16 protein-coding genes are annotated in these 22,008 nt (G+C 64.2%); all 16 read right to left on the bottom strand.

Annotated features, from left to right (window positions below):
* Window positions 1–40: 40 nt before the first annotated feature.
* On the bottom strand, window positions 41–2,242 hold the full coding sequence (locus tag VGE08_RS00420; RefSeq protein WP_331065865.1) for a TonB-dependent receptor plug domain-containing protein: 2,202 nt from the start codon (window positions 2,240–2,242) through the stop codon (window positions 41–43).
* Window positions 2,243–2,814: 572 nt separating this feature from the next.
* Window positions 2,815–3,108, bottom strand: coding sequence for a nucleotidyl transferase AbiEii/AbiGii toxin family protein (locus VGE08_RS26455; RefSeq protein ID WP_414717433.1), 294 nt, complete (start codon window positions 3,106–3,108; stop codon window positions 2,815–2,817).
* Window positions 3,093–3,392, bottom strand: coding sequence for a type IV toxin-antitoxin system AbiEi family antitoxin domain-containing protein (locus VGE08_RS00425; RefSeq protein ID WP_331065866.1), 300 nt, complete (start codon window positions 3,390–3,392; stop codon window positions 3,093–3,095). Before VGE08_RS00425 ends, VGE08_RS26455 begins: the two co-directional genes overlap by 16 nt.
* A 209-nt stretch (window positions 3,393–3,601) precedes the next feature.
* Window positions 3,602–4,684 (bottom strand): AraC family transcriptional regulator, encoded by a 1,083-nt coding sequence (locus VGE08_RS00430; protein WP_331065867.1) that lies wholly within the window; start codon window positions 4,682–4,684, stop codon window positions 3,602–3,604.
* 55 nt (window positions 4,685–4,739) lie between these two features.
* Window positions 4,740–5,960, bottom strand: coding sequence for a serine hydrolase domain-containing protein (locus VGE08_RS00435; RefSeq protein WP_331065868.1), 1,221 nt, complete (start codon window positions 5,958–5,960; stop codon window positions 4,740–4,742).
* A 4-nt stretch (window positions 5,961–5,964) separates the two neighbouring features.
* Window positions 5,965–6,345, bottom strand: a complete 381-nt coding sequence (locus tag VGE08_RS00440; protein WP_331065869.1) for a hypothetical protein — start codon at window positions 6,343–6,345, stop codon at window positions 5,965–5,967.
* Window positions 6,346–6,426: 81 nt separating this feature from the next.
* Window positions 6,427–8,109, bottom strand: a complete 1,683-nt coding sequence (locus tag VGE08_RS00445; RefSeq protein WP_331065870.1) for an ABC transporter ATP-binding protein — start codon at window positions 8,107–8,109, stop codon at window positions 6,427–6,429.
* Window positions 8,106–8,981 (bottom strand): ABC transporter permease, encoded by an 876-nt coding sequence (locus tag VGE08_RS00450; RefSeq protein WP_331065871.1) that lies wholly within the window; start codon window positions 8,979–8,981, stop codon window positions 8,106–8,108. Before VGE08_RS00450 ends, VGE08_RS00445 begins: the two co-directional genes overlap by 4 nt.
* On the bottom strand, window positions 8,978–9,997 hold the full coding sequence (locus VGE08_RS00455; RefSeq protein WP_331065872.1) for an ABC transporter permease: 1,020 nt from the start codon (window positions 9,995–9,997) through the stop codon (window positions 8,978–8,980). Before VGE08_RS00455 ends, VGE08_RS00450 begins: the two co-directional genes overlap by 4 nt.
* Before the next feature lie 121 nt (window positions 9,998–10,118).
* A complete protein-coding gene (gene dgcA, locus VGE08_RS00460) occupies window positions 10,119–11,099 on the bottom strand; it encodes an N-acetyl-D-Glu racemase DgcA (protein WP_331065873.1) in 981 nt (326 codons plus the stop codon).
* Complete coding sequence (locus VGE08_RS00465) at window positions 11,096–12,472, bottom strand: serine hydrolase domain-containing protein (protein WP_331065874.1); 1,377 nt, start codon at window positions 12,470–12,472, stop codon at window positions 11,096–11,098. The genes dgcA and VGE08_RS00465 overlap by 4 nt, the downstream gene beginning before the upstream one ends.
* Window positions 12,469–14,019, bottom strand: a complete 1,551-nt coding sequence (locus VGE08_RS00470; protein WP_331065875.1) for an aldehyde dehydrogenase family protein — start codon at window positions 14,017–14,019, stop codon at window positions 12,469–12,471. Before VGE08_RS00470 ends, VGE08_RS00465 begins: the two co-directional genes overlap by 4 nt.
* Window positions 14,020–14,085: 66 nt before the next feature.
* Window positions 14,086–15,669 (bottom strand): ABC transporter substrate-binding protein, encoded by a 1,584-nt coding sequence (locus tag VGE08_RS00475; RefSeq protein WP_331065876.1) that lies wholly within the window; start codon window positions 15,667–15,669, stop codon window positions 14,086–14,088.
* The gene (locus VGE08_RS00480) at window positions 15,666–17,666 is read right to left on the bottom strand and encodes a serine hydrolase domain-containing protein (RefSeq protein WP_331065877.1); all 2,001 of its coding nucleotides are present in this window, start codon (window positions 17,664–17,666) and stop codon (window positions 15,666–15,668) included. The genes VGE08_RS00475 and VGE08_RS00480 overlap by 4 nt, the downstream gene beginning before the upstream one ends.
* Before the next feature lie 75 nt (window positions 17,667–17,741).
* Window positions 17,742–19,895 (bottom strand): TonB-dependent receptor, encoded by a 2,154-nt coding sequence (locus tag VGE08_RS00485; RefSeq protein WP_331065878.1) that lies wholly within the window; start codon window positions 19,893–19,895, stop codon window positions 17,742–17,744.
* A gap of 66 nt (window positions 19,896–19,961) precedes the next feature.
* Window positions 19,962–21,953 carry a serine hydrolase domain-containing protein gene (locus VGE08_RS00490; protein ID WP_331065879.1) on the bottom strand — a complete coding sequence of 664 codons (1,992 nt, stop codon included), beginning with the start codon at window positions 21,951–21,953 and terminating at the stop codon, window positions 19,962–19,964.
* Between the last annotated feature and the right edge of the window lie 55 nt (window positions 21,954–22,008).

The following is a 22,008-nucleotide window of genomic DNA, read 5'->3' on the forward strand; positions in this document are numbered from 1 at the left end:
CGTGAATCACAGGTTCACGCCACTTCTGCGCCTCATCCAATCAATAGCGCCAGAGCACGCCGATCGAGGGGACCAGCGGCAGCCAATGATCCACTTCCTCTCTCAGGGACAGCGACCCATCTGGCGCCCTCGAGATCGTATACTCGACACAACACTCATTCTGGCGAGAAAGCAGATTGCTTGCCTCGAAGAACACATCGAGTGCGCCACGCGGCAGCGCATACGTACGGGTGACGCGTAGATCGAGCGAGTTGTAGTCGCCGAGCCGCGCAGCATTTCGTTCACCTACGAAAGGCTGCTGATGGCCATCGGCCGTCTCGACGATCGTCATCGTCGTGATTGGCCATCCGGTGTGAAAGGTATCGGTGATGGCGACCGACCAAGGCCCGCTCGCCCAGCCGACGCCAGCATTGATCGCGTGTTTCTGATCCCAGCTGCGTGGCACGCGGCGATCTTCAATCGTGTCGCTGGCCTGCGACCAGGTATAGCCGATCCATGCGCGCCACGGACCGCCGGAGTCCCAGCGAAGCAGCACTTCAACGCCCTCGGCGCGAGCACTGCTCGGTGCGACCATCACACGGTCAAACTCGGTCTCCGGCAACAACACCAGCGGATTGAAGAGGTTCTCGAAACGAGGACGGATCTGCTTGTACACCTTGCGATAAGCTTCGACCCGCAGGTCCAGGCCGTGTGCGAACGTATGATCGACGGCCAGGATTCCCTGGTCCGCGTGCTGTGCTCTCTGGAACCGATCGACCCCGTCTTCGACCTGAAGCTCGTTGATCGCTTGCGCCTGGTGGAACCGTCCCCATGTTGCACGAATCCGGGTCGCATCGTTCCACGCATACAGCACATTCAGCCGTGGCGCGATCTGTTCGTGGTCGCCCGATCCATCATAAGTTTGCGCATCAACGCGCACACCGGCCTGCAGCGTCCAGCGATCGTCAAGCGTCAGCTGGCCATCCCACCATGCAGCGGATTCGAACCCGTCGGGTTTCGGCGCCGCCGCTCGTCGCAGCTCTCGAGAGGGCTCGCTGGGAAATGGCAAGCCTGCTTCGAAACGAACATTGCTGCGATAGTCGTAACGTCCCCACAGGCGCCGCACTTCGAAACCGAGTCGATGCTCCAGTCCCAAAGCCCGGAACTCGTTGTCGACTCGCAAGCCGACCACGTGGAAATTGCGAAAGTCGTGCACACTGCCGCCGCGTCTTCCGGGCTCATCGATGCGACCTTCGCGCTCGTTGGAGATGTCGGTGTATGAAACGATGAGCCGGCTGCGCGCGCCATCGTTCCAGTCATGCTGAAAAGTGCCCCATAGATAATTGTTGCGATACTCGGTTTCCGCACGCTCGGTAGCCGAGTTCCTGAGTGCAACGATGCGATCGTTCGACGCCAGATACTCGACGGAAAATCGCGATGCATCGTTGAGCCGGTAGTCCAACCTGGCCAACCCATCGAGATATTCCGGCTTGCCGAAATCCTGTTCGCTGAACTGCGCCAGTTCGCCGAGGTTGCTGCGCCGGAACGACGCGAGGCCGCGACCTCGGCCCTCATCGAATTGCACCGAGCCCAGCAGGTTTGCGTGGAATAGACTCAATCCCGCCTCATAGTAGGTCGGCTGCTCCGGGCCGATCGTCGCTGCGTCGATGATGGCGCTCATACGATCGCCGTGAATCACCGGAAATCCGCCCGAGTACACCTGCAGGCTCCGGATGACCCTGGAATCGAGCAGACTGACGGGGCTCAGGAAGTTCTTCAGATGAAACGGCTCGTACAGCCGCAAGCCATCGAGCACGATCGCGGTCTCATTGGGCTCACCGCCGCGAACCGCCCCCAGACTGGAGAACCCGTTTCCAGCCACGCCCGGCAGCCTCTGTACTGCTCGCAGCGGCTCTTCGCCCAGACTGGGCAAGCTTTGGATGTCATTGGAGGTCAGCAACGTCTCTGCCGCGGAAAATTCCGAGCGCAGCGCGTAGCGGCTGGTTTGCACTACGATTTCTTCTATCCGCGGTGGCGCCGCCGCGGGCGCGGGCGCGGGCGCGACAATCTTTCGTCCGCCCGGAACGACCGCAAAGACACCCGCAGTCACTCGCCTTACGCCCAGGCCATGAGCCGCCAGGATTTCTTCCGCCATGGCAACCCCACCGCGGGCGCTGGGCTCGGACAGCACTCGCATCTGCGGCGGCACCAGCTGCGTGTTGTAAATGAACGTCAATCCTTGCGCACGAAGGCTGTCGAGCACCTCCCCAACCGGAGTTCCGGCGAGTTGGCGCAAGCCCTCTGTCGCCGCCGCCGAATTGTGCGCTTGCGCAAATGCCGCGCTGGTTCCGATGAGACAGGCAATGCTGAGCATCGCAAGGATGCATACCGGCATCCGCGGGACGCGAATGCCAATGCGAAAGCGTTCAAGATAAGGGGCATGATCCATGCCAAAGACACGCTCCACGCTCAGGCGGCACAAGTGTGGGCCCCGATTTTGCCGGACAAGGAGGCCTGGTAGCACTCCCTGGGCGGGGCCCGCCTCGCGAACGAGCAACCACGTGCTTCCGATCCAAAAAGTATAAAGCTGCTTTCATTCCGTATGTAGCTCCCGTTGCGGCCTGCGCGTACCCGATCCGATCAATCTTCAGGGAGCGAGCTCGTGACTTTTCAGCGATCGCGAAGTATCTACGCCAGCGACTTCCCTTGGAAATCCGGAAGTCTAATCGCATGCAACTGGTACAGAGGCACAACAATCCCGCGTACCAACTTCAAAACCTAGCGTCTAACTGACCATAACGCTTCCGTGGAACACAGTGCTTGGTGTGCGTGCCCTCAGAAAGTCCGCGCGAATTCGAGTGGTTCGGACAGTATGCGCCGAATCGCGTCGATCGCCTGTGCGAGCGTGGGACCAGCCACGCGACTTTTGTCCAGGAATGCATCCCATTGCCGCAGCTTCGCCACATCACCTGCGAATTCTGATGTGAGACCGATAGGCCAAGTGTCCGGCACAACCGTGCTCCGTAGTAGAAACGTAGCTTTGATCGCCTTGGAAATCGCATCCGGCGTCGCTTCGCATCCCTGCGAAAGCGAGTAGAGATCGTAATAATCCTTTAGCCGACTGTCCAAGCAAGCATCAAGAGCTGCGTGCCGATCTGATGGAACTGCAGCGCGCTCAACAGTGTGATTGTGCCTTGAGGTACGGCGGCGGCAACGACGGCCAAGGCGTGGTGCTCGGTAATCGATTGGTTGGGTAGGCGATAGACGCCTCGAGAAACGCGCTCCAACTGCCCGGCAGCAACCAACCGGGTGAGCACCTGCCGATGGATCCCCGCCGCCGCGAAATCGCGGGCGGTTGCGCCCTGGCGCCGCCGGGCGAGCCGCAGCGCCTGTTGACTGGCACAGATCGGCATGTGGCAAAGTGCAATCAGTTATTCACAACTGCCGACAGTTTGCCACTTACTATCAGCCGATAACCAACGGGCTTGGCGCGAGAACCTGCGGACGGGAAACATCATCCTGATCGATACGAATCATCCTTAATCTCATAACCCGATTTGCGACGACCGCAGCGTACGCGTTCGCGCCTCTTAGGTCATCACGGCCGCGATCACGGTTCGTCCTAGCCGCTGCGCGCGCGTCGGGGAGTAAGCGACCGACCGCGACCCCGCACATCCTTGGGCAGCACCCCGTAATAACGCTTGAACGCCACCGAGAAGCTGCTCGGGTAAGCGTAGCCGACTGCTTCCGAGATACGCACGAGAGAAGTCTCACCGGCGTCGAGCAGTTCGCGCGCGCGCTCCATTCGCAGTCGCTGGCAGTAGTCGAACGTGCTCTCGCCGAAGACCACCTTGAAGCCGACGCGCAGTTTTTTCTGGTTGAGTGCCACCCGGCGGCTCAGCAGGTCTATGGTGGGAGGGTCGATGATATTGCGGGCCAGAATATCTTTCGCTTCGTGCAGGCGCTCGACGTCGCGGTGGCTGAGCACCACGTCGCAAACTTGGTCCGTCGCGCCCTGCGCGAGCTGATTCAGGATCATGCAGCTCAGCTCGCGCGCCTTGGCCTCCGCGTGGATCACTCTGAGCGTACCTTGATAGGGGCTCTGCAGTAGATCGCGCGCAACAGCGACGATCATCGGTGACAGATGCACGGGGGCGCAGGCAGCCTGCTTCGCGCTCTCCGGACCGATGATACTGCGCAAGCGCGGCGACATCGGGCTGCACTGCTCGTCGAACCAGGCGAGCAGATGCGAGCGCCGATAGATGACGGTGACCGAGCTCTCCTGGTTGTCCTTGAGAACGAACTCCCACTTCTCAACGCCGAGCGGCTGACTGATGATGAACGCCGCCGGGCCAGCCAGAACCATGTGCTCCTGCGTGGACAACCCGATCGGAGTGACGCCGGACAGTTTGACGTGGAACTTGACGACGTCCTCGCCCGAGTACCTCTGCCCGACCGTCCGGGCGACCGGAAAATCGGAGATGATCAGCCAGCTGTCGTCGGGAAAGCGGATGCAATCCTGGAACCCTTCCGCGCCCCGGCAGACGTAACGACTGCGCAGCCCCCGGCCGCGCGGAAACAGCGTGTCGCCCTTAACCGCTGCGCCGTCCTGCAGGAGGGACGTGAGCCTGGGCAACAACGCGACCGGCTCCGTCCCAGCGAGGCTGGGGAGCTCATGAACATCCACGTGGACGCTGGGCTGCATATGGATGAAAGCCTAACGCCACCGGCAGGACAATGGAATCAGCCGGCTCCCGCGTTCACTGCAGGCGATCCAGGGAAACCCCCAGGGTGACCGCGGTGGTGAGCACATCGAGCATCGCGCTCACAGTTTTCGACAGACTGGCGTCGGGGGCACCATCCAGGCTGAGCAACAGCGACACCGCCACGCCGGTCGCGGGATGCAGGCTGCTGACGCTGAGATACCCCGGGATGCTGCCGCCGTGCCCCCACACGAGCAGGCCTCCGGCCATCTGCCCGGACAAGCCGTACCCATAACGCACATCGGTGCTGCGCTCACCCGTCTCGACGGTGACTGCGGTGAAGTCATCCAGCGTCAGCCCGAGCGGATTGTTCGGCTCGCGGAGCGCGGACAGCCATGTGAGCATATCGCCAGCCGTCGTGACCATGTCGCCGGCCGCGCCCGCCCAGGACAAGTCGGGTGGATTGCTGGTGTCCTGCACGCGCTCGTACTTTCTTTCCCAGATGTAACCTCGCGCCATCCGCTCACGCGGCCAGCGCTCGCCCGTGCCAAACCAGGTATGCGTCATCCCGAGAGGGCCGAGGATGCGTTCGCGCACAAAGCGCTCTCGAGTCATGCCGGCGACGCGCTCTACCACTGCGCCGAGGATCACGTAACCCGTATTGTTGTACGCGTAGCGCGCGCCCGGCTCGAAGGCGGGACCGACTATGCGTCCCAGCAGGAGAAGATCGGACAGGGAAAACGTGGTCCGTTGCCAGGGAACGGGCGGAGCAAAAAGCTCGACGCCGTCGCCGATACCACTGGTGTGCAGCAGGAGGTGTCGCAGCGTCACCCCATCGCCGGGTGCGCCCTCCACATACCGCGCCGGCGGATCGTCGAGACTGAGCCGTCCCTCTTTCTCCAGCAAAAGAACGGCCGCCGCCGTGAGCATCTTGGTCTGGCTTGCAGCCATGAACTGCAGATCCGCAGACATCGGCTGGCTGCGCTCCAGGTCCGCATGTCCCGTGACGAAGGCGCGTCTTTCCAGAACGCCGCCCTCGACCGCCAGCACCGCTCCCAGAACGCCATAACGTTTCAGGTCGTCCAACGCCGACTGCAGTTGCATCGCCATCGCGGGCGGCATCGGCTGGCGGCCGGCATGACCGCTGTGCCCATGCACGTTTGCAGCCGAGAAGACGAACAGGAGCCCCGCAAGCAATGTGCGCGCGCATCGACTGCGGACGTCGTAGATGGAGGCGCGGCGAATCGACCTGCCGACGCTCGAATGCGTGATCGCCATGGCTTCAGCGGTCGTCCGTGCGCTTGCCGTGGGTCTTTGCGCACCGGAGATACTCTTGCGTGATGGCGTCGACCACTTCCCGCGGCATGGCCGAACTGGCGTATACGTCGTCGAAATCGCGGACCGTCGCATTCTTGGGCAGCGCTACGATCGCTTCCTTCACGCTCGGGGACGTCCGCTCGTCGGCGTAGTCGTAGAGACATCGACATACGATCTGAGCGCTCTGAAGCGTGATCTTCATTTCAGGCGCGGCGCCAGCGATGCAGAAATCCATGAACCGGATCTCGAAGCTGCGCTCGGCCGCGCCCTCCTCTTGCGCCCGGCCGATTGCGTGGACGCCCAGCACGCACGCGGCAATCGCGAACAAACTGCGAAGTTTCAACACTGCGGTCTTCTCCTGTCGTCCTTCGTGCGGACCATCAAAGCAGAAAAACGGCGGCAAAAATTCTGCGCAGACGACCAAGAATCAGGCGATCTGTTCTTCGTGAACTCCGAGCCGGCCACGCCCGCTCGTCACGCGCGGGACCGCCTCCATCAACTGACGGGTGTAGGGATGGCGAGGATGCTCCAGCACCTGCCGAGCCTCGCCCTGCTCCACCAGGGCGCCGCTCTGCATTACGAGCACGCGATGGGAGATATGTCTGACGACCGGGACGTCGTGACTGATGAACAGATACGACAGACCCAGCTCGTATTGCAGTTTCAACAGCAGGTTCAGAATCCGCGCCTGGATCGAGACATCCAGGGCGGAGGTGGGTTCATCCAGCACCAGCAGCCGCGGCGAAGTCGATAGCGCGCGGGCGATGGCGATGCGCTGGCGCTGGCCGCCCGAGAATGCGTCCGGATACCGATGCAGCTGATCGGGCGTCAGGCCGACCTGGGCCGCCAGGCGCTGCGCGTGCTCCCGAAGCTGCGCGCGGCCGAGGCGCTCGGCGACAGCCAGCGGCTCCGTGATGATTTCCCAGACTCTCATGCGTGGATTGAGCGAAGAGCGCGGGTCCTGGAAGACCATTTGGACTTCCCTGCGCAAAGCCCCGGCCGCATCCTGTGATGTCGGGGCGCTGGGCCGGTAGGCGACCGAACCGCGCTCGGGTCTGATCAAGCCGACGACTGTGCGCGCGAGCGTGGATTTTCCGCAGCCGCTCTCCCCGATGATGCTGACAGTCTCGCCTTCCCTAACTTCGAAGCTGACGTCCCTTACGACTGTGCGCTTGCCGCGTCCACGGTCCGCGTCGAAGCAGACCGTGAGATTCTTCACTTCCAGCAACACCTGCCCCGTGCGCCTGTCCGCGGTCTGCAGCGACGGAGTCGGCGCTTCGTCGCCCGTCGCGATGAACTGCATGGGCTCAGCCAATTCCGGCAGGGCGCCGAGCAGCGAGCGCGTGTAGGCGTGCGCCGGATTGGATAGCACTGCGCCGGTTTCGCCCGACTCCACGATTCTGCCCCGCTGCATCACGTACATGCGGCTGCACAGCTGCCGCACCACGCCCAGATCGTGCGTGATGAAGAGCACGGCGGTGGCGTGCTTGCGCGCCATCTCTCTGACCAGATCCAGAATCTGCGCCTGCACTGTGACGTCGAGCGCGGTGGTCGGCTCGTCCGCGATCAGCAGCTTCGGCCGGCATGAGAACGCCATCGCGATCAGCACCCTCTGGCGCATCCCGCCGCTGAGCTCGAATGGATACGATCGCAGCACGCGCTCCACGTCCGAGAGTTGCGCATCGGCGAGTAGTTCCGCTGCAATCGAGCGGGCGGCGCGACGCGATACGCGGCGATGCCGCCGGATGACTTCGATCATGAGCTCGACAATCCGCTTCACCGGATTGAGCGAGGTCATCGGTTCCTGAAAGATCATGGCGGCCTCGGCGCCGCGCATCCGCGCGAGCTGCGCGCCGCCGGCGCCAAGCACATCCCGTCCGAGCAGCACGATGCGACCGCCCGTCACACTGTGCGAGCGCGCAGCGAGCAACTGCATGACGCACAGCGCGGTGACCGATTTTCCGCTACCGGACTCGCCGACCAGTCCGACAATCTCCGCCGGCCGCACCTGCAGGGTGACTTCATCCAGAGCGCGCACGCCGCCCTGAGCCGCAGTGAACTCGAGCGACAGATCGCTGATCTCCAGCACCGGCTGTACGGCGTCGCTCATGAATGACCATCCCGCGGATCGAGCAGATCGCTCAGACCGTCACCGATCAGATTGAAGCCGGCGGCCGTGAGCACGATCGCCAGCCCCGGAAAGGTGGCGCACCACCAGTGCTCCTGGATGTATCGCCGTCCCGAGCCGATCAATGCGCCCCACTCCGGATCGGGCGGTTGCGCGCCCAGGCCGAGAAAGCTGAGCGCCGCGGCAGCGAGAATCACGGCGCCCAGGTCGACGGTCATCTGCACGAGCACCGGCCCGTAGCAGTTGGGGATCACATGCCGCGCCAGAATGCGACGCTTCGATGCGCCGTACAGCACCGCCGCTTCGACATACGAGTTCCTCCCGACCGCCAACGCCTGACCGCGGACCAGCCTGATGTACGCGGGCGTGATCACGACGGCCAGGGCCAGCATCGCGTTCATAAGGCTTGGCCCCAGCGCCGCAGTCAAAGCCATCGCGAACACCAGCCCGGGAATGGAGAGCAGGACGTCGACGACTCGCATGATGACCGCGTCGGTCCTGCCGCGCATGAAGCCGGCGAAGGCACCGATCAACAATCCGAACACTGCCGCAATCGAGACGACCAGCACGCTGACGCCAATTGAGTAGCGCGCGCCGTACACGACGCGAGAAAAAACGTCGCGCCCTACCTCGTCTGTACCGAACCAGTGCACCGCGTCCGGCGGCGCGAGGCGGTTGCGAACATCGAGCGCGATCGGATCGTGCGTGGCGATGACAGGCGCGAACAACGCGGTCAGGACTGCGACGCTGACGAGCAGCAACCCCAACCTCGTCAGGAAGTCACGTGGCAGCTTCAGCCGCGAAATCCCGGCGCTCGCCATCAGGTCCCTCAATCGCAGGACGGCCTCGTTCATGCGCCGACCTTCCTCTGACGCGGATCGAGCCTGAGGTAAAGCAGGTCCACGGCCAGGTTGGCGGCGACGTAGATGAACGACACCAGCGCGGTGAATCCCATGATCGCCGGGAAATCCACGGCGAGCGTTGACTCGAGGATGTAGCTGCCGATGCCGGGCCACATGAAGACCGCCTCGGTCACGACGGCCCCGGTCAGCAGGTTGGCGAGCGACAGACCGAGCATAGTGACGAACGGAATGAGCGCATTGGGTAGAGCGTGAGCGAGGACCACGCGACGCTCCGGCAGACCCAGCGAGCGCGCAACGCGGACGTAGTCCTCTTGTAGCGTCTCGCGCATCGACGAACGGATCATGCGGGCAAACCCGCCCATCGCGACCAGCGCGAGCGAGAACGCCGGAAGCGCCAGGCGCCACAGCGCGTCTGCAACGGCGCCGGCGCGCCCGGAGAGAAACGCATCCACGACGTGCAGCCCGGTCACGTGATCGACGTCCAGAAACTCCTCGCTCATGCGCCCGCCCGCTGGAAACAAATCGAGCCGCCCGTAGAACACCGAGATGAGCATGAGCCCCAGCCAGAACGAGGGCGTCGAAACGCTGATCGCCGCGAACAGGCGTACTGCCCGGTCTATCCATCGACCCTGACTCACTGCAGCCGCGACACCCAGCGGCACGCCTAGCGCCAGCGCCAGCAAGAGAGCGGCCAGCGCCAACTCCACCGTTGCCGGGAAATAGGTCAGCAGATCTTTGAGCACCGGCTGGCCGGTGCGGATCGAAGTTCCGAAATCGCCGCTGAGCAGATCGCGCACATAGATCAGATATTGCCGCCACAGCGGCTGATCCAGGCCAAGCTGCGCGCGGATCGCCGCGACCGCCTCGTCTGAGGCGTAATCGCCCGCCACCATGCGCGCGACGTCGGCCGGAACGATGTGCGAGATCACGAACGTCACGGCGCTCACGCCCAGCAGCACGAGCAGCAGCGCCGGAATCCGGGCGGCAATCAGGCGCACATAGAGCATTCGCCCGCTCCCAGGTATGTGCTGCTCAATGCCGCGCGCGACTGCGGGCAGAATCGAAGTGGTCGTCCGGCAATGGCTTGCAGAACAATCATTCTCTTCGGCAGCACTCGTTCGGCAACGCCTACCCCCACAGGTCCTCTCCGGCCGGCTGAATCAGACTGCCTTCATACACCAGGCCGGGTCTGCGGTCCTCGGCCTGCAGGAGCGGCGCGTCCAGATCGACGAACTGGCACATGCCCGCCACGAGCAGCGCGGGAGCAATGCCGAGCGAAGTGGAACTCATGCATCCCACCATCAGCCCAAGCCCTGCCCGCCTGGCTGTCTCCGCAAGCGCCAGCGCCTCCGTCAGACCGCCCGTCTTGTCGAGCTTGATGTTGACGAACTGATATTTGGCACGCACGGCATCCACATCGGCCGAAGTATGGCAGGACTCGTCGGCGCACAACGGCACGGGCGAGTCGTAGTCGGCAAGCTCGTCGTCGGCGTTGGCTGGCAGCGGTTGCTCCACGAGCTCGACGCCGAGCACAGCGAGCTGCGGCGCATTCTCTCTGAGCGCGGCGATCGTCCAGGCTTCGTTGGCGTCGACGATCAGGCGGGAATGCGGCGCGCCGGCACGTACCGCCGCTACGCGGTCCAGGTCGCCGCGGTCGCCCAGTTTGATCTTGAGCAAAGGCCGGAAGGCATTGCGCCTCGCCCGCTCTCCCATCGCCGCGGGAGTATCGATCCCAAGCGTGTATGCGGTGAGGATCGGTTTCGGGGCGGACAGGCCCGCGAGCGACCAGGCTCGTGTTCGCGACTGCTTGGCCTCCAGATCCCACAGTGCGCAGTCGAGGGCGTTGCGCGCAGCGCCGGCTGGCAGCAGCGCGTGCAGGTCGCGACGACCGGCGCCGGCTTCGATCCGATCCCGCACACTTTCGATCTGCCCGATGACTGAATCGACCGTCTCGCCATAGTGACGGGTCGGACAGCATTCGCCGCGGCCCGTGCACCCCTCGCTGGAAATCTCCACTTTGAGCAGATCGGCGCCGGTCGTGATCTCGCGCGCAATGCGAAATGCTTCGTTTCTTCGCCAGTACTCCTGGGCGACCTTCATCACCGTCATCGTTCGACTCGCCTCTTGTAAGCTCGTAAGTTCAGGTGGGCATACCGCGGCGATGCGCCGTCATCCGCGCCGGAGAACGTGAGCACGAGCGGCAAGCGGGCGCCGGGCGCCTGAGCCATGAAGACGCCGTCGCAGACCGGCTGCAGGGACAGATCGAGCGCCCGCACGATGCCGGGCGGATCGAAACGCGGCGTCACACTCATGCGCAATGCGCCTCCCGCGCAGGCGATCTCGATTGCATCGCTAGCCTTGTCGTATGCACCCACGTACCTGTCGAGGTCGAAGCGCAGCTCGCCTGCCTGCGGCGGCGCCGGCGGGTTGAAACCCAGGCGTTGATCGACGAGTTGCTCGATGAGCGCCATGAACAGGCCCCGCATATCGCCGCCGTTCGCAAACATCCCAAGCATCAGGCCAGAGGCGGGATCGATCCGCAGGAACGAGGCCTGCCCGCGAGTAAGCCCGTCGTGCCCGAACAACTCGCGCCCGCCCCAGTCGAACAGCGCCCAGCCCAGTCCCCAGGCCGAGAAAGGCGCGTATGGCGGACACACGGTGCGACGCTGCCGCATCGTTCCAGCGGAGCGGGCCGAGAGAATGCGCGAGCCGGTGCAAGCGAGGCCGTGGTACAGATGCAGGCGTCCGAACGACAGCAGATCCTCCATGGAAGACCACGGCGTCGATCCTGCGGGCTCGTTGGAGCGCGGCAGCAGCAGCGGATCGACTACACGCCAGCACCCATCGATCGCGCATGAGTGCCCGACGGCGGTTCGAAAGCGCATCGCTTCCTCGGGTAGGGCGAATGTGCGACGCATCTGCACAGGTTCGAGAAGCAGCGATTGCAGCGCCTTGTGCCAGACTTGCCCCGTTGTCCTCTCAACGATTGCTCCGGCAAGCACGTAGCTGCTGTTCGAATAGGAGAACATCTGGCCGGGCGCGTGGAGCTGAGGAATCTCGGGGAGGTGACGGAGGAACTTCTCCACGCAGTCGTCTCCACGCCCGGTGTCTACGAAATAGTCCCCGTCGATACCGCTCATGTGACACAGCAGTTGCTCCAGCGTCACGGCCGGCCGCGGATGCTCCAAGCCTGCAACGCCGGGCAGCAGACTGCCGAGGTCGTCGCTCAACGCAAGCTTTCCGGCGTCCACGAGCTGCATCACCATTGTCGCGGTGAGCACCTTCGTGATCGAACCGATCTGAAACAGGCTGTCCGGCGTGACCTCCTCGCCGGTTGTGACATTCAGCAAGCCGTGTGCAATGACTTCGTTGCGACCGCCGCAGGACAACCCGACGACGGCGCCCGGCACGCGGTGCGCCGTCATCAACTGCTTCAGGTGACGCGCGACGCTATCTCTGATCTCGACCAGGGACACACTCATGCATCGACTCGTTCGCCGCACCCGGCGCGCGGAAACAGGAACTGCACGGCCTTCATCCGCATGAAGGGATACAACCCTTCAACGCCGCCCTGCACGCCGAATCCGGACTGGCGCCAGGGCTCGGAAGCCAGGGCCATACCGCCGCCCGAGCCGGCCGGCGAATCGCCGAGCACGGTGACCACTCCAGAGACCAGCGCGTGACTCACGCGCTGGCCGCGTTGCATATCGTTCGTCCAGACCGTTGCAGAGAGTCCGTACTCGGTGCCGTTGGCGATGCGCACCGCCTCCTGCTCGTTCTCGAACGACAGGATGGCCAGCACGGGGCCGAAAATCTCTTCTCGCGCTACTCTCATCCGGCTATCGACATTCGTCAGTATCGTCGGCTCGATGAAATAGCCGCCGCTGTCCTCCATGCAGGCGCGCCCGCCGAACGCCACGACGGCGCCTTCGTCACGCCCGCACTGGATGTAGTTCATCACCCGCTCGAACTGGGCGGCGGCCGCGAGCGGCCCGAAGCTGGTCTCCGGCAGCAGCGGATCGGCGGGCCGTATCGCCCGGGCACGCTCGATAATGAGATCGGTGAGCTTCCGCGCGAGCGAGGAATGAACCAGCAGGCGGGAGCCGGCGCTGCACACCTGCCCCTGGTTGCGGAAGATGTCGGCCGCCACGCGATCCGCCACGGTGTCCAGATCCTCGATGTCCCCGAAAACGATGTGCGCCGACTTGCCGCCGCACTCGAGCATCAGCGGTCTCAACCCCGACTGGCCCACCAGCTCCATCAGCCTCAGGCCGGTGCGCGTGGAGCCCGTGAACGTAATCATCTGCACGCCCGGATGGCGCGCGAGTGCGGCGCCGATCCTCTCACCCGCGCCTGTCACGACATTCAGCACGCCTTTGGGAAGCCCGGCTTCATAGGCGAGTCGCGCCAGACGCAGCGCGGAGGCGGACGCGATCTCCGACGGCTTGAGCACGACCGCATTGCCCGCCACGAGCGCGGGCGCCAGCTTGATCGCAGCGTTCACCACGGGGAAGTTCCAGGGCACGATCGCCGTCACGACGCCTTGCGGCGCGCGGCGCGAGAAGGCGAGCGACCAGCGGTCGGTGGGTAGCGCAGCGCCAGCGACCTTATCGGCGGCTTCGGCGTAGTAGCGGAAGAAGCGCGCTGCCCAGTACGCATCCGCAAGCGCCTGTCGAACGGGCTTGCCCATCTGCAGACTGTCGAGCAAGGCGAGATTCACTGCGTCGCGCTCGATCAGCCCGGCGAGTTGCAACAACACGGCCTGTCGCGCGACCGGCGACAGATCCGACCACGAGCCCGAACGGAAGGCGGCCTGCGCGGACAGCACGGCGCGATCCGCATCGGCGTCGCAGCCGTTAGAGAAATGTGCAAGGACCCGGCCGGTCGCAGGATTGACGCTGGGCAGGCGCTCGGTCGCGGCAGCTTCGACGAACGCGCCGTCCACGAAGAGGCGCGTTTCGATGTCTGCGGCCTGCGCAAGCGAGCGCCAGGAAACCGTCGCGGGATCGACGCCTGCATGCGATGTCATGCCACTCTCACCGTTTCTGTGTCTGTGAATTTCATATCGACCTGTCTGAAGTACGCGGCGGCGTTCTCAGCGCGCGCTACCATCGGCAAGCCCGGCGGGTTTGCCGATCAGATGAAATCCAAGGTCGTGAGACTTGTTTGGATTGAACGAGAAGCCGCGCAGTGTGGTGCGCGAGGCCGCCCATTGATGTCGCTGAGTCAGGTAGATGTAGGGCCAGTCGCGATTGGCAATCGCGATGAGCCTGCGGATCGTGGCGGCCCGCTCGGCTGGATCAACTTCGCGGATCGACTGCGCCAGCAGTCGATCTACCTCGGGATTGGCGTAGCGCGCCGCGTTGCCGGCCGAGCCGATGCGCGATGAGTCCAGCCAGAAGTTGATCAGGATGGCGGGGTCGTTGGATTCACCCACCCAGCCCGTCATCACGATGTCGTATTGGCCGCGCGCGAGCGAATCGATCATTGCAGTCAGGCTCATCTGCTGTAGGCGCACGTTCAGCCCGATGCTCTGCAGGCTCGCTTGAATCACGAGCGCAGTCGGCTCGAAGGTCGGGTCCGCAGGCGTATAGATCATGCGCACGATGCGATCGCGCCGGATCCCGAGCTCGTCGATCATGCGGCGCGCGGCCTCGGGATCGAACCGCACGGGGTACAGCTCGGGCGCGGCGCCCGGCTGACCCGGCGGCAGCGGTCCGCGGAACTCTTCCGCGTAGCCGAGAAATATTCCGTCGAGGATTGCCTCGTAATCGATCGACAGCGCGACGGCTCGTCGCACGCGTGCATCGGACATCAGGCCGCGCTCGGTATTCAGGCCCAGATACATGAACGCATTGGACGGCCCGGACTGCACCTGCACGTCCGGGTTGCGTGCGAGCGCCTGGATCGTCTCCAGGCTCAGGTCGAGCGCGATGTCGAGCTCTCCCTTGACCAATTGCATGCGCCTGACGGGTTCGTCCCGCACGACCTTGATGATGACGCGGCGGATGTCGCCCGCCTTTCCCTTGTGGTGCGGGTTTCGATCGAGTACGTAGTACGTGCCCGGCTTGTACTCGCTGAGCCGGTACGGACCACTGCCAGCCGTGTGCGCGCCGAGCCACTGGCTGGCGAAATCCCCTTCCACGGCGTGCGCCTCGACCCGCGGATTGATGATGCTTGCTGCCGCGTCGGAGACGAGCGGAAGAAACAGCGGATGCGGCTGGGTGAGCGTAAATCTGACTTCGTAGCGGCTCAGCGCCTGCACCGACTGAATGAATTCGAAGGAAGACGCCGTACCGCGCTTCAGGCCGAAGATCCGTGCGAACGTGTACTCCACAGCCGCGGCGGTGACCTCTGAGCCATCGTCGAAGCGATGGCCCGGCTCGAGAACGAAGGTCCACACTCGTCCTTCCTCGTCCGAGGACCATGAGCGCGCCAACTCCGGCGAGTAGACGTTGGCGCGCGTCTGCGCATCATTCGACCTGTCGATGAGCGTCTGATTGGTGGCGTTGAGGATCAGCGCAGGAGGCATGCGCATGGAACGCGCAAGATCGAGATGCCCCAGATCCGCCGCGACGCCCACGGTCAGCACCTCGCTGTCCGGCGCCGCCGATGCACATGAAGAAGCAGCGAGCCAGACGGCGCCGAGCAGCACACCAAGCGTAAGGCGTCCGATCACCAGTGCAGCCCCAGCAGGTTGCCGTACCAGAACGGCGCGATCAGCAGCACGGCGCCGAGCACGACGAAGCTGAAATGCACGCGGCTGGCAAAACCGGCCAGGCCGGTGCCCCACAGATTGCGGCGCCAGGCGCCCACCGCCATCCACAATCCAACCAGCGCCAGCACCGCCGTCGCGTTCGCGACACCAATGATGATCAGAAAGCGCCACAGCCGCTCCATCGGCAGCTCCATGGGAAGCGGCTCGTCTGCACTGAATCCCAACGTGAGAAGGGCGGCCGCCAGAAGCATCATCGCGAACAGCGCGAGCGTCAGCGCTCGTCCGCCCTTTTCCGCGCGCGATCTGCAACGCCACAGCACTGCCGCCACTCCCGTTAGGCAGATCCAGAATCCGTACCTGAGCAGCCGCGCATGGATCTGCGGCCAAGCGACGGGCAGGCGCCCGGAAATGCTCGTGCTCACGTACCCATTCATGTGAGTGACCTCACCTTGCGGGTTGATCAAGAAGGCGTACAGCGGCGACTCGAACACAGATGAGATCGGCCGGGTGATGTCTGGGCCCGCGTCACCCTTCCAGAACACGCCCTCGTCTACCTGGACGTACGGGCCGACGCCGTTGATCGACAAGCCGCCCTGCGTCACCTCCACTTTCGTGAAGCCCGACTGCGGCGTCAGCAGCTGGAACGCCTTCTCGAAGGTTCCGAAAGGCCGCCGCTCGCTCAGATACGCGCCTGCGTAGCGGTGCAGCTCGCCGTCGGACTGCTCGGCGGGCGGCTTGCGCTGGCCGAGGAACCTCATGAGGAAACTGTTTTCGACGTCGAGCTGCGTCAGCGGCCGCTCGATGACGACATCCTCGCTGCGCCGGCTGCGGCGTGGGCGCCAGCGCTCCATGATGCTCTCCTCCAACGTGAGCGAAGCGTCGCCGATCATGACCGTGACGTAGAAACCGATATTGCTATCGAGCAGCAGGACCAGCTTCGACATGTATCCCGGAAGATGCCCGCCGTGGCTGACGTAGCGTTCGCCGTTCCAGTCTCCGACCATGAAGCCCAGGCCAAAGCCCTCCACGGCGGAATGATTGCCCGCGTGCCGCCGGTGCAGTTCCGCGAACATGCGCTGTGAGAGAATGCCGGCGCCGCCGCGCCCCTCCTCGAGCTGAGCAATCATGTAGCGCGCCATGTCCATGGGCGATGACTCGATATCGCCTGCGGCTGCGAACAGGGGATGACCGAGCGCAGGCCTGGTGCGCTTGAGCTCGCCGTTCGGAAAGTATCCGTAGGGGATCGCAAGATCCGATCCATGGCCGGCGCTGCCCGACACGAACGTGTCGCGCATGCCCAGCGGCTCGAAGATGTGCGCAGAGAAGTATTCCTCGAGCGTCATTCCCGTGACGTCTTCTACGACCAGCCCGAGTATGCCGAAACCGAAGTTCGAGTAGACGGACAGACTGCCGGGCTCGCGCACCACGCCGACCATCAGACGCTCTATCTCCGCAGGCTCGAGCGGAATACTGACGCGCGCGGGATCGGCGAACATGGCGTAAGAGCTGTCCTCGAACCCGCCCCGATGCGTCAGCAGGTGGCGCAATGTGATCTGCCTGCCGTATGCCTGCGGCAACGAAACGCGCTTCAGATATTTGTTTGCAGGATCGTCAAGAGACTCGATGAGTCCACGGTCGACCAGCTGGGCGATCGCCGTGCCCGTGAACGTCTTGGTGATGGACGCGATCTGGAACTTCGTGCTCTGCAGGTCGATGGGCTTGCGCAAAGCGAGATCCGCGTACCCGTAACCTTTGGACAGCAGAACCTCGCCGTTCTGCACGACGACGATCGCTGCGCCCGAGAAGCGCCGTTGCGCAAACGACGGCTCGAACAACGCATCCGCCCAGGAGGACAGCTCATCGCGGTCGAGCACGACTTGCGCCGGGGCGCTGCGCCAGCTCCACAGCCCGATCGAGAGGACCAGCGCAATCATCGCGCCGTGAAGGAGCTGCTGCATTGTGCATTTCATGAACGAGAGATCTCCCCGGTGCTGCGACTCGCGCCCGAGCGCGGCCGCAGGCTCCGGAATCGACTAGAAACGGCTGCGAAGGAGCAATCCCACCGTACGCGGTCGCAGCGTCGTCTTCTGAATGACGTCTGGCAACAGCGTTTCGACGTAGAGTGAAGGACGAGCGTCGAAGAGGTTGCTGGCGTACAGCGTGAGCTCCCAGCCGTCCCAGCGTACGCCGGTGCGCAGATTCGCAAGGTCGTACGATTCCTGATCGAAGCTTGGGCGCGACAGGCTCAGCTCGAACGCGTTTCGTGTACTGCCGACATAGCTGAAATCCCCGTAGACGAAAGCCTCGACGGCGCTGGTCAGCGAGAAGGCGTACTCGGCCGAGGCGCTCGCGCTGAACTCGGGCACGCCCGGAACCTGGTCGCCTTTCACGCCGCCGATCAGCGGAGCATCCTGCTCGAGTTGCGCGCGCGTATAGGTCGAAGACAGGCTCATCGACAGACCCGGCGCCGGCCGCACCGACGCCTCCAGCTCCAGGCCGCGGCTGGACGCCTTCCCGCCATTGCCCGTGTAGCTCAGGCCATCCTGGCGCCGCACCAGCGTCTGAATGTCGCTCCAGTCGATATAGAAGGCGGATAGATTCAGCAGGACTGTGTTGGCGAACCAGCTCGACTTCAAGCCGAGTTCGTAGTTCCACAGCGAGTCCGCGTTGAACTGCGTCGGCGCCGGCGCTCCGGTCACTGCGTCGTTCGGCAGGGCCGCCAGCGGTCCGCCCTGGCGGAATCCTTCCGCCGCCTGCGCGAACAGCAGCACGTCGGGCGTCAGTTGGTACGCGACCTGAAATTTGAGATTGACCACGCTCTCGCTGGCGCGACCCTGCCGCGTTGGCGGATCGCTGGTGTCGATGGGGGCACCGAACAACAGACCTTTGTTCCACCCGTCGAAGCGCTGCCTCACGTCGAACCAGCGCGCGCCTGCGGTCAACTGCAGCGCATCGGTCAAGTCATAGCTGATCTCCCCGAACAACGCTCTCTGACGCTCCTCGGTCTGCGTACTGGACAGGCCCAGGTTCACGAACGGCGATCCCGCGGCCGCATCGCTCGGGAAGCTCTGACCGGATACCTGAGTGCGATCGTAGAAGAATGCACCGAACAGCCACTGCAGCGGGTCCTGCGACTGCGAGGTCAGGCGCAACTCCTCGACCCACGCTTCGGCGTCGGCGAAATCGATCTGCGACACGGCGAGGCCCAGCCCGCCGAAGAAGGTCGACACATCGGTCGCGGTCTGCCTGCTGCGGTCGAAATAACTGCTCGCGGACGTGAGCGCCGCCCAGCCGAAGTCGTATTCGAGCGTGAGATTGCCGACGACCAGGTCGTCTTCCAGCGTCTCCGCGAACTGCCTGGCCTGCTGCAGATCGTCGTAGGCCGGTTCGCCGTCGGGCAGGATGTCGACCGTAGGACGCCCTCCGCTGCTCACATCTTCCCGCAGCACCGTGGCCGTCAGCGTCAGCGCCTCGGTGGGCTGGAAGCGCGCCATGAAGCGGCCGCCCTGCACTTCCTCGTCGTTGACGTCCTTCGCGCCGAGCGCCACGTTGTCCACATATCCGGCGCGATCGCGTTGATACAGCACCGTGCGCAGTGCGAGCTTGTCGTCGATCACGGGCACGTTGAGCATGCCGCTCAGCGAGTAGCTCTCGCCTCCGTCGCGGGTGCTCGAGACGTCCGCCTCGACCATGCCCTCCAGGCGCTCGGTGCTGGGTTTGTTGGTCACGATCTTGAGAGTCCCGCCCATCGAGCCTGCGCCGTACAGCGTGCCCTGCGGTCCGCGCAGGATTTCCACACGCTCGACATCGAACAGCTTCAGATCCGGAAACGGTCCGCCGGCGGTGATCGGCAGATCGTCGATGTACACGCCGACCGTCGGGCTTCGCTCGCCGTCGGTTCCCGTCGAGATGCCGCGTAGCACGACCTTCCTCGCCCCCGGTCCCTTGTCGACGAACGACAGGCCGGGAACGGTCATGGCGTAGCCCAGGAAATCGTCTGCACCCATTTTCTGCAGCGCGCCTTCGGTCAGCGCTGTGACGGCGGCCGGCAGGTCCTGTAGCAATTGGCTGCGCTTGTGTGCTGTGACTACGATCTCCTCGATGGTCTCGCCGCCGGCAGCGAGAGTGATTGCAGGAGCAACACACGCGCCCGCGGCCAGGGCGCACACGAACAATCGCGTTTTCATGAAGTTCTCTTTTCTCACGTTGCTACTCGTCGCAAAGGTTCGACTCGCGTTTCTTGGCTGAAACCACTACTGGGTCAGGTTGCCAAGTACGCCCCAGTAGGTTGCGCCGGCGGCCACGCAGACTGCGCAGAGCGCCAGCAGGACAAGATGCGCACTGCGCACCCAATCAACGGCCGCGCGCGGCCGTCCCTGCTTCGCAAGCGCGCGCCACACCAGCACAGGCGCAATCATCAGCAGCACGACTGCACCATTGAGCGCCAGCCGCCACAGCACGGCCCAGGCGAGATTGCCGGGTCCATACACCGCGAACTCTGCATACTCGAGCTCGAGCGCCATGGCGCCGATGAAAACGATCGTCGCCGCCAGCAGCGTTGCGCCCAGGATCCGCAGCGATGCTCGGTCGGTGTGTGGGCCGATGGGCGCCAGATAGACGACGGACGTGAGCAGCAACACCACGCCCAGCGCCATCGGCGCGAGCGTGAACATCCCCGATGTATAGAACGGCGCCCGCGCGTACCAACCGATCGGGTTGCCGACCTGCAGGACCCGATCGTTCTCGATCCGGAAGGCATACGAGCGCTGGTTCTCTTCGTTCACAAAATAAGCCGGCGAAACCTGCCGATAAATCTGGCCGTTGATGAGCAGGCTGTCGGGAGAATGCATTGCCACGTTCAGCCCGCCGAGCCCGCCCAGAAAGAGGCGCGTTCCCAGGGTCAGCCCGCCGCTGGCGCCGCCGGAGGCGTAGCGCCCGGCAATGTCGGCCGGATTGAGCCTTGCGAGTTCCTCGACTGTGTCACTCGAACGCCTCGGCGCAACGAACGTCTCGGCGAATTTCTCCACCGTGCCGCGGCTGACGGACATGGCCTTGCCCGCGCCTGCCAACACTTCCGGCGTCACCTTCAGCTCCTCGAGGATGAGCGACAACGTCAGCGGCGGCGCCTGCGGGCCGACGTTCGAGCTGATGAAAACGCCAAGCTGCGCATCGGGGAAAATCGCCAGCTCGGTGGCGAACCCGTCGATCAAGCCCCCATGGCCGATCGCACTGCGCCCGGCGTAGTCGGTCTCATAGATGGTGTAACCGAGCCCCGGGACGCGCGGGTGAGCCCGGTGCGCGGACACATCCATCATGGCGCGGTAGAGGGGTTCGGAGAGGATCCGCCCGCCCTCGTACTGCGTGCCGTTCATCAGCGCTCTCATGAGCTTCGCCATGTCAGCGGCCGTCGAGCTGCCGGCTCCAGCGGCTTCGACGAGACGGCCGAGATGCGCCTGTGGGAGCGCCGGCCGCTCCAAGGGATCGGACAGGCTGATCCCATAACCCTGCGACGCGCTGGCGAGCCAACCCTCCCCTAACCCGATGGTGCTGTGATTCATGCCGAGCGGAGCGAAGACACGCTCGCGCGCCACATCACGAAAGGACTTGCCGGTCACGTCGGCGATCAGAATGCCGAGGATGCCGAACGCAGTATTGTCGTATGAGCGCAGGAGCCCCGGCGCGCGCACGCGCCGGATCATCCGCTGCATCTCGCGCGACGTCATCGCGGTCTGCTCGTCGCTCGCGAAATGCAGAAAGCTGGACGTCTCGCCGAAGCCGCCGGTGTGCGTGAGGATGTGTTGCAGCGTGACCGGTGCAGGATAGGTCTCCGGAATCCGGATCGTTTTCAGGTAGCGATTGATGTCCGTATGCAGATCCAGCACGCCCTCCTCGACCAGGCTGAGCGCCACGAGCGTGGTGATCAGCTTGGTGACCGAGCCGATGCGAAACAGCGTCTCATCGGGCTTCACGGGCGATCCGGCCTCTCGATCGCTGAGGCCGTAACCTCTGACCGCCAGCACGCCGTTCGCATCGACAACTGCCACGCTTGCGCCGGGCACGCTCCCCTCGCGCAACGCCTCGGGGACATGACGGTCGAGAAACTCCCCAACGGCCTGCGCATCCGCTGCGGCGTGCTGGTCAGGCGTCGCAGCACCCGAGCCAGTCGCCGAGGAAGCTATCGCGGACCAGACCAGCAACCCCGCCGCCACCAGCAGCGGGGTCTTGGACGAACGCGTAGTCTTCATGGACAGGCTTTTGACCGTGGGGAGTGGAGTCGGCGTCGCAGGCACATCTGGGGCG

Source organism: Steroidobacter sp. (assembly GCF_036406195.1).
GTDB lineage: Bacteria > Pseudomonadota > Gammaproteobacteria > Steroidobacterales > Steroidobacteraceae > Steroidobacter.

Bases quoted from the DNA above. Each gene is read 5' to 3' on its own strand.
- VGE08_RS00425 (WP_331065866.1), bottom strand. From the start codon at position 3,392: ATGCCGATCTGTGCCAGTCAACAGGCGCTGCGGCTCGCCCGGCGGCGC.
- VGE08_RS00430 (WP_331065867.1), bottom strand. From the start codon at position 4,684: ATGCAGCCCAGCGTCCACGTGGATGTTCATGAGCTCCCCAGCCTCGCT.
- VGE08_RS00435 (WP_331065868.1), bottom strand. From the start codon at position 5,960: ATGGCGATCACGCATTCGAGCGTCGGCAGGTCGATTCGCCGCGCCTCC.
- VGE08_RS00445 (WP_331065870.1), bottom strand. From the start codon at position 8,109: ATGAGCGACGCCGTACAGCCGGTGCTGGAGATCAGCGATCTGTCGCTC.
- VGE08_RS00450 (WP_331065871.1), bottom strand. From the start codon at position 8,981: ATGAACGAGGCCGTCCTGCGATTGAGGGACCTGATGGCGAGCGCCGGG.
- VGE08_RS00455 (WP_331065872.1), bottom strand. From the start codon at position 9,997: ATGCTCTATGTGCGCCTGATTGCCGCCCGGATTCCGGCGCTGCTGCTC.
- dgcA (WP_331065873.1), bottom strand. From the start codon at position 11,099: ATGACGGTGATGAAGGTCGCCCAGGAGTACTGGCGAAGAAACGAAGCA.
- VGE08_RS00465 (WP_331065874.1), bottom strand. From the start codon at position 12,472: ATGAGTGTGTCCCTGGTCGAGATCAGAGATAGCGTCGCGCGTCACCTG.
- VGE08_RS00470 (WP_331065875.1), bottom strand. From the start codon at position 14,019: ATGACATCGCATGCAGGCGTCGATCCCGCGACGGTTTCCTGGCGCTCG.
- VGE08_RS00480 (WP_331065877.1), bottom strand. From the start codon at position 17,666: ATGCAGCAGCTCCTTCACGGCGCGATGATTGCGCTGGTCCTCTCGATC.
- VGE08_RS00485 (WP_331065878.1), bottom strand. From the start codon at position 19,895: ATGAAAACGCGATTGTTCGTGTGCGCCCTGGCCGCGGGCGCGTGTGTT.
- VGE08_RS00490 (WP_331065879.1), bottom strand. From the start codon at position 21,953: ATGAAGACTACGCGTTCGTCCAAGACCCCGCTGCTGGTGGCGGCGGGG.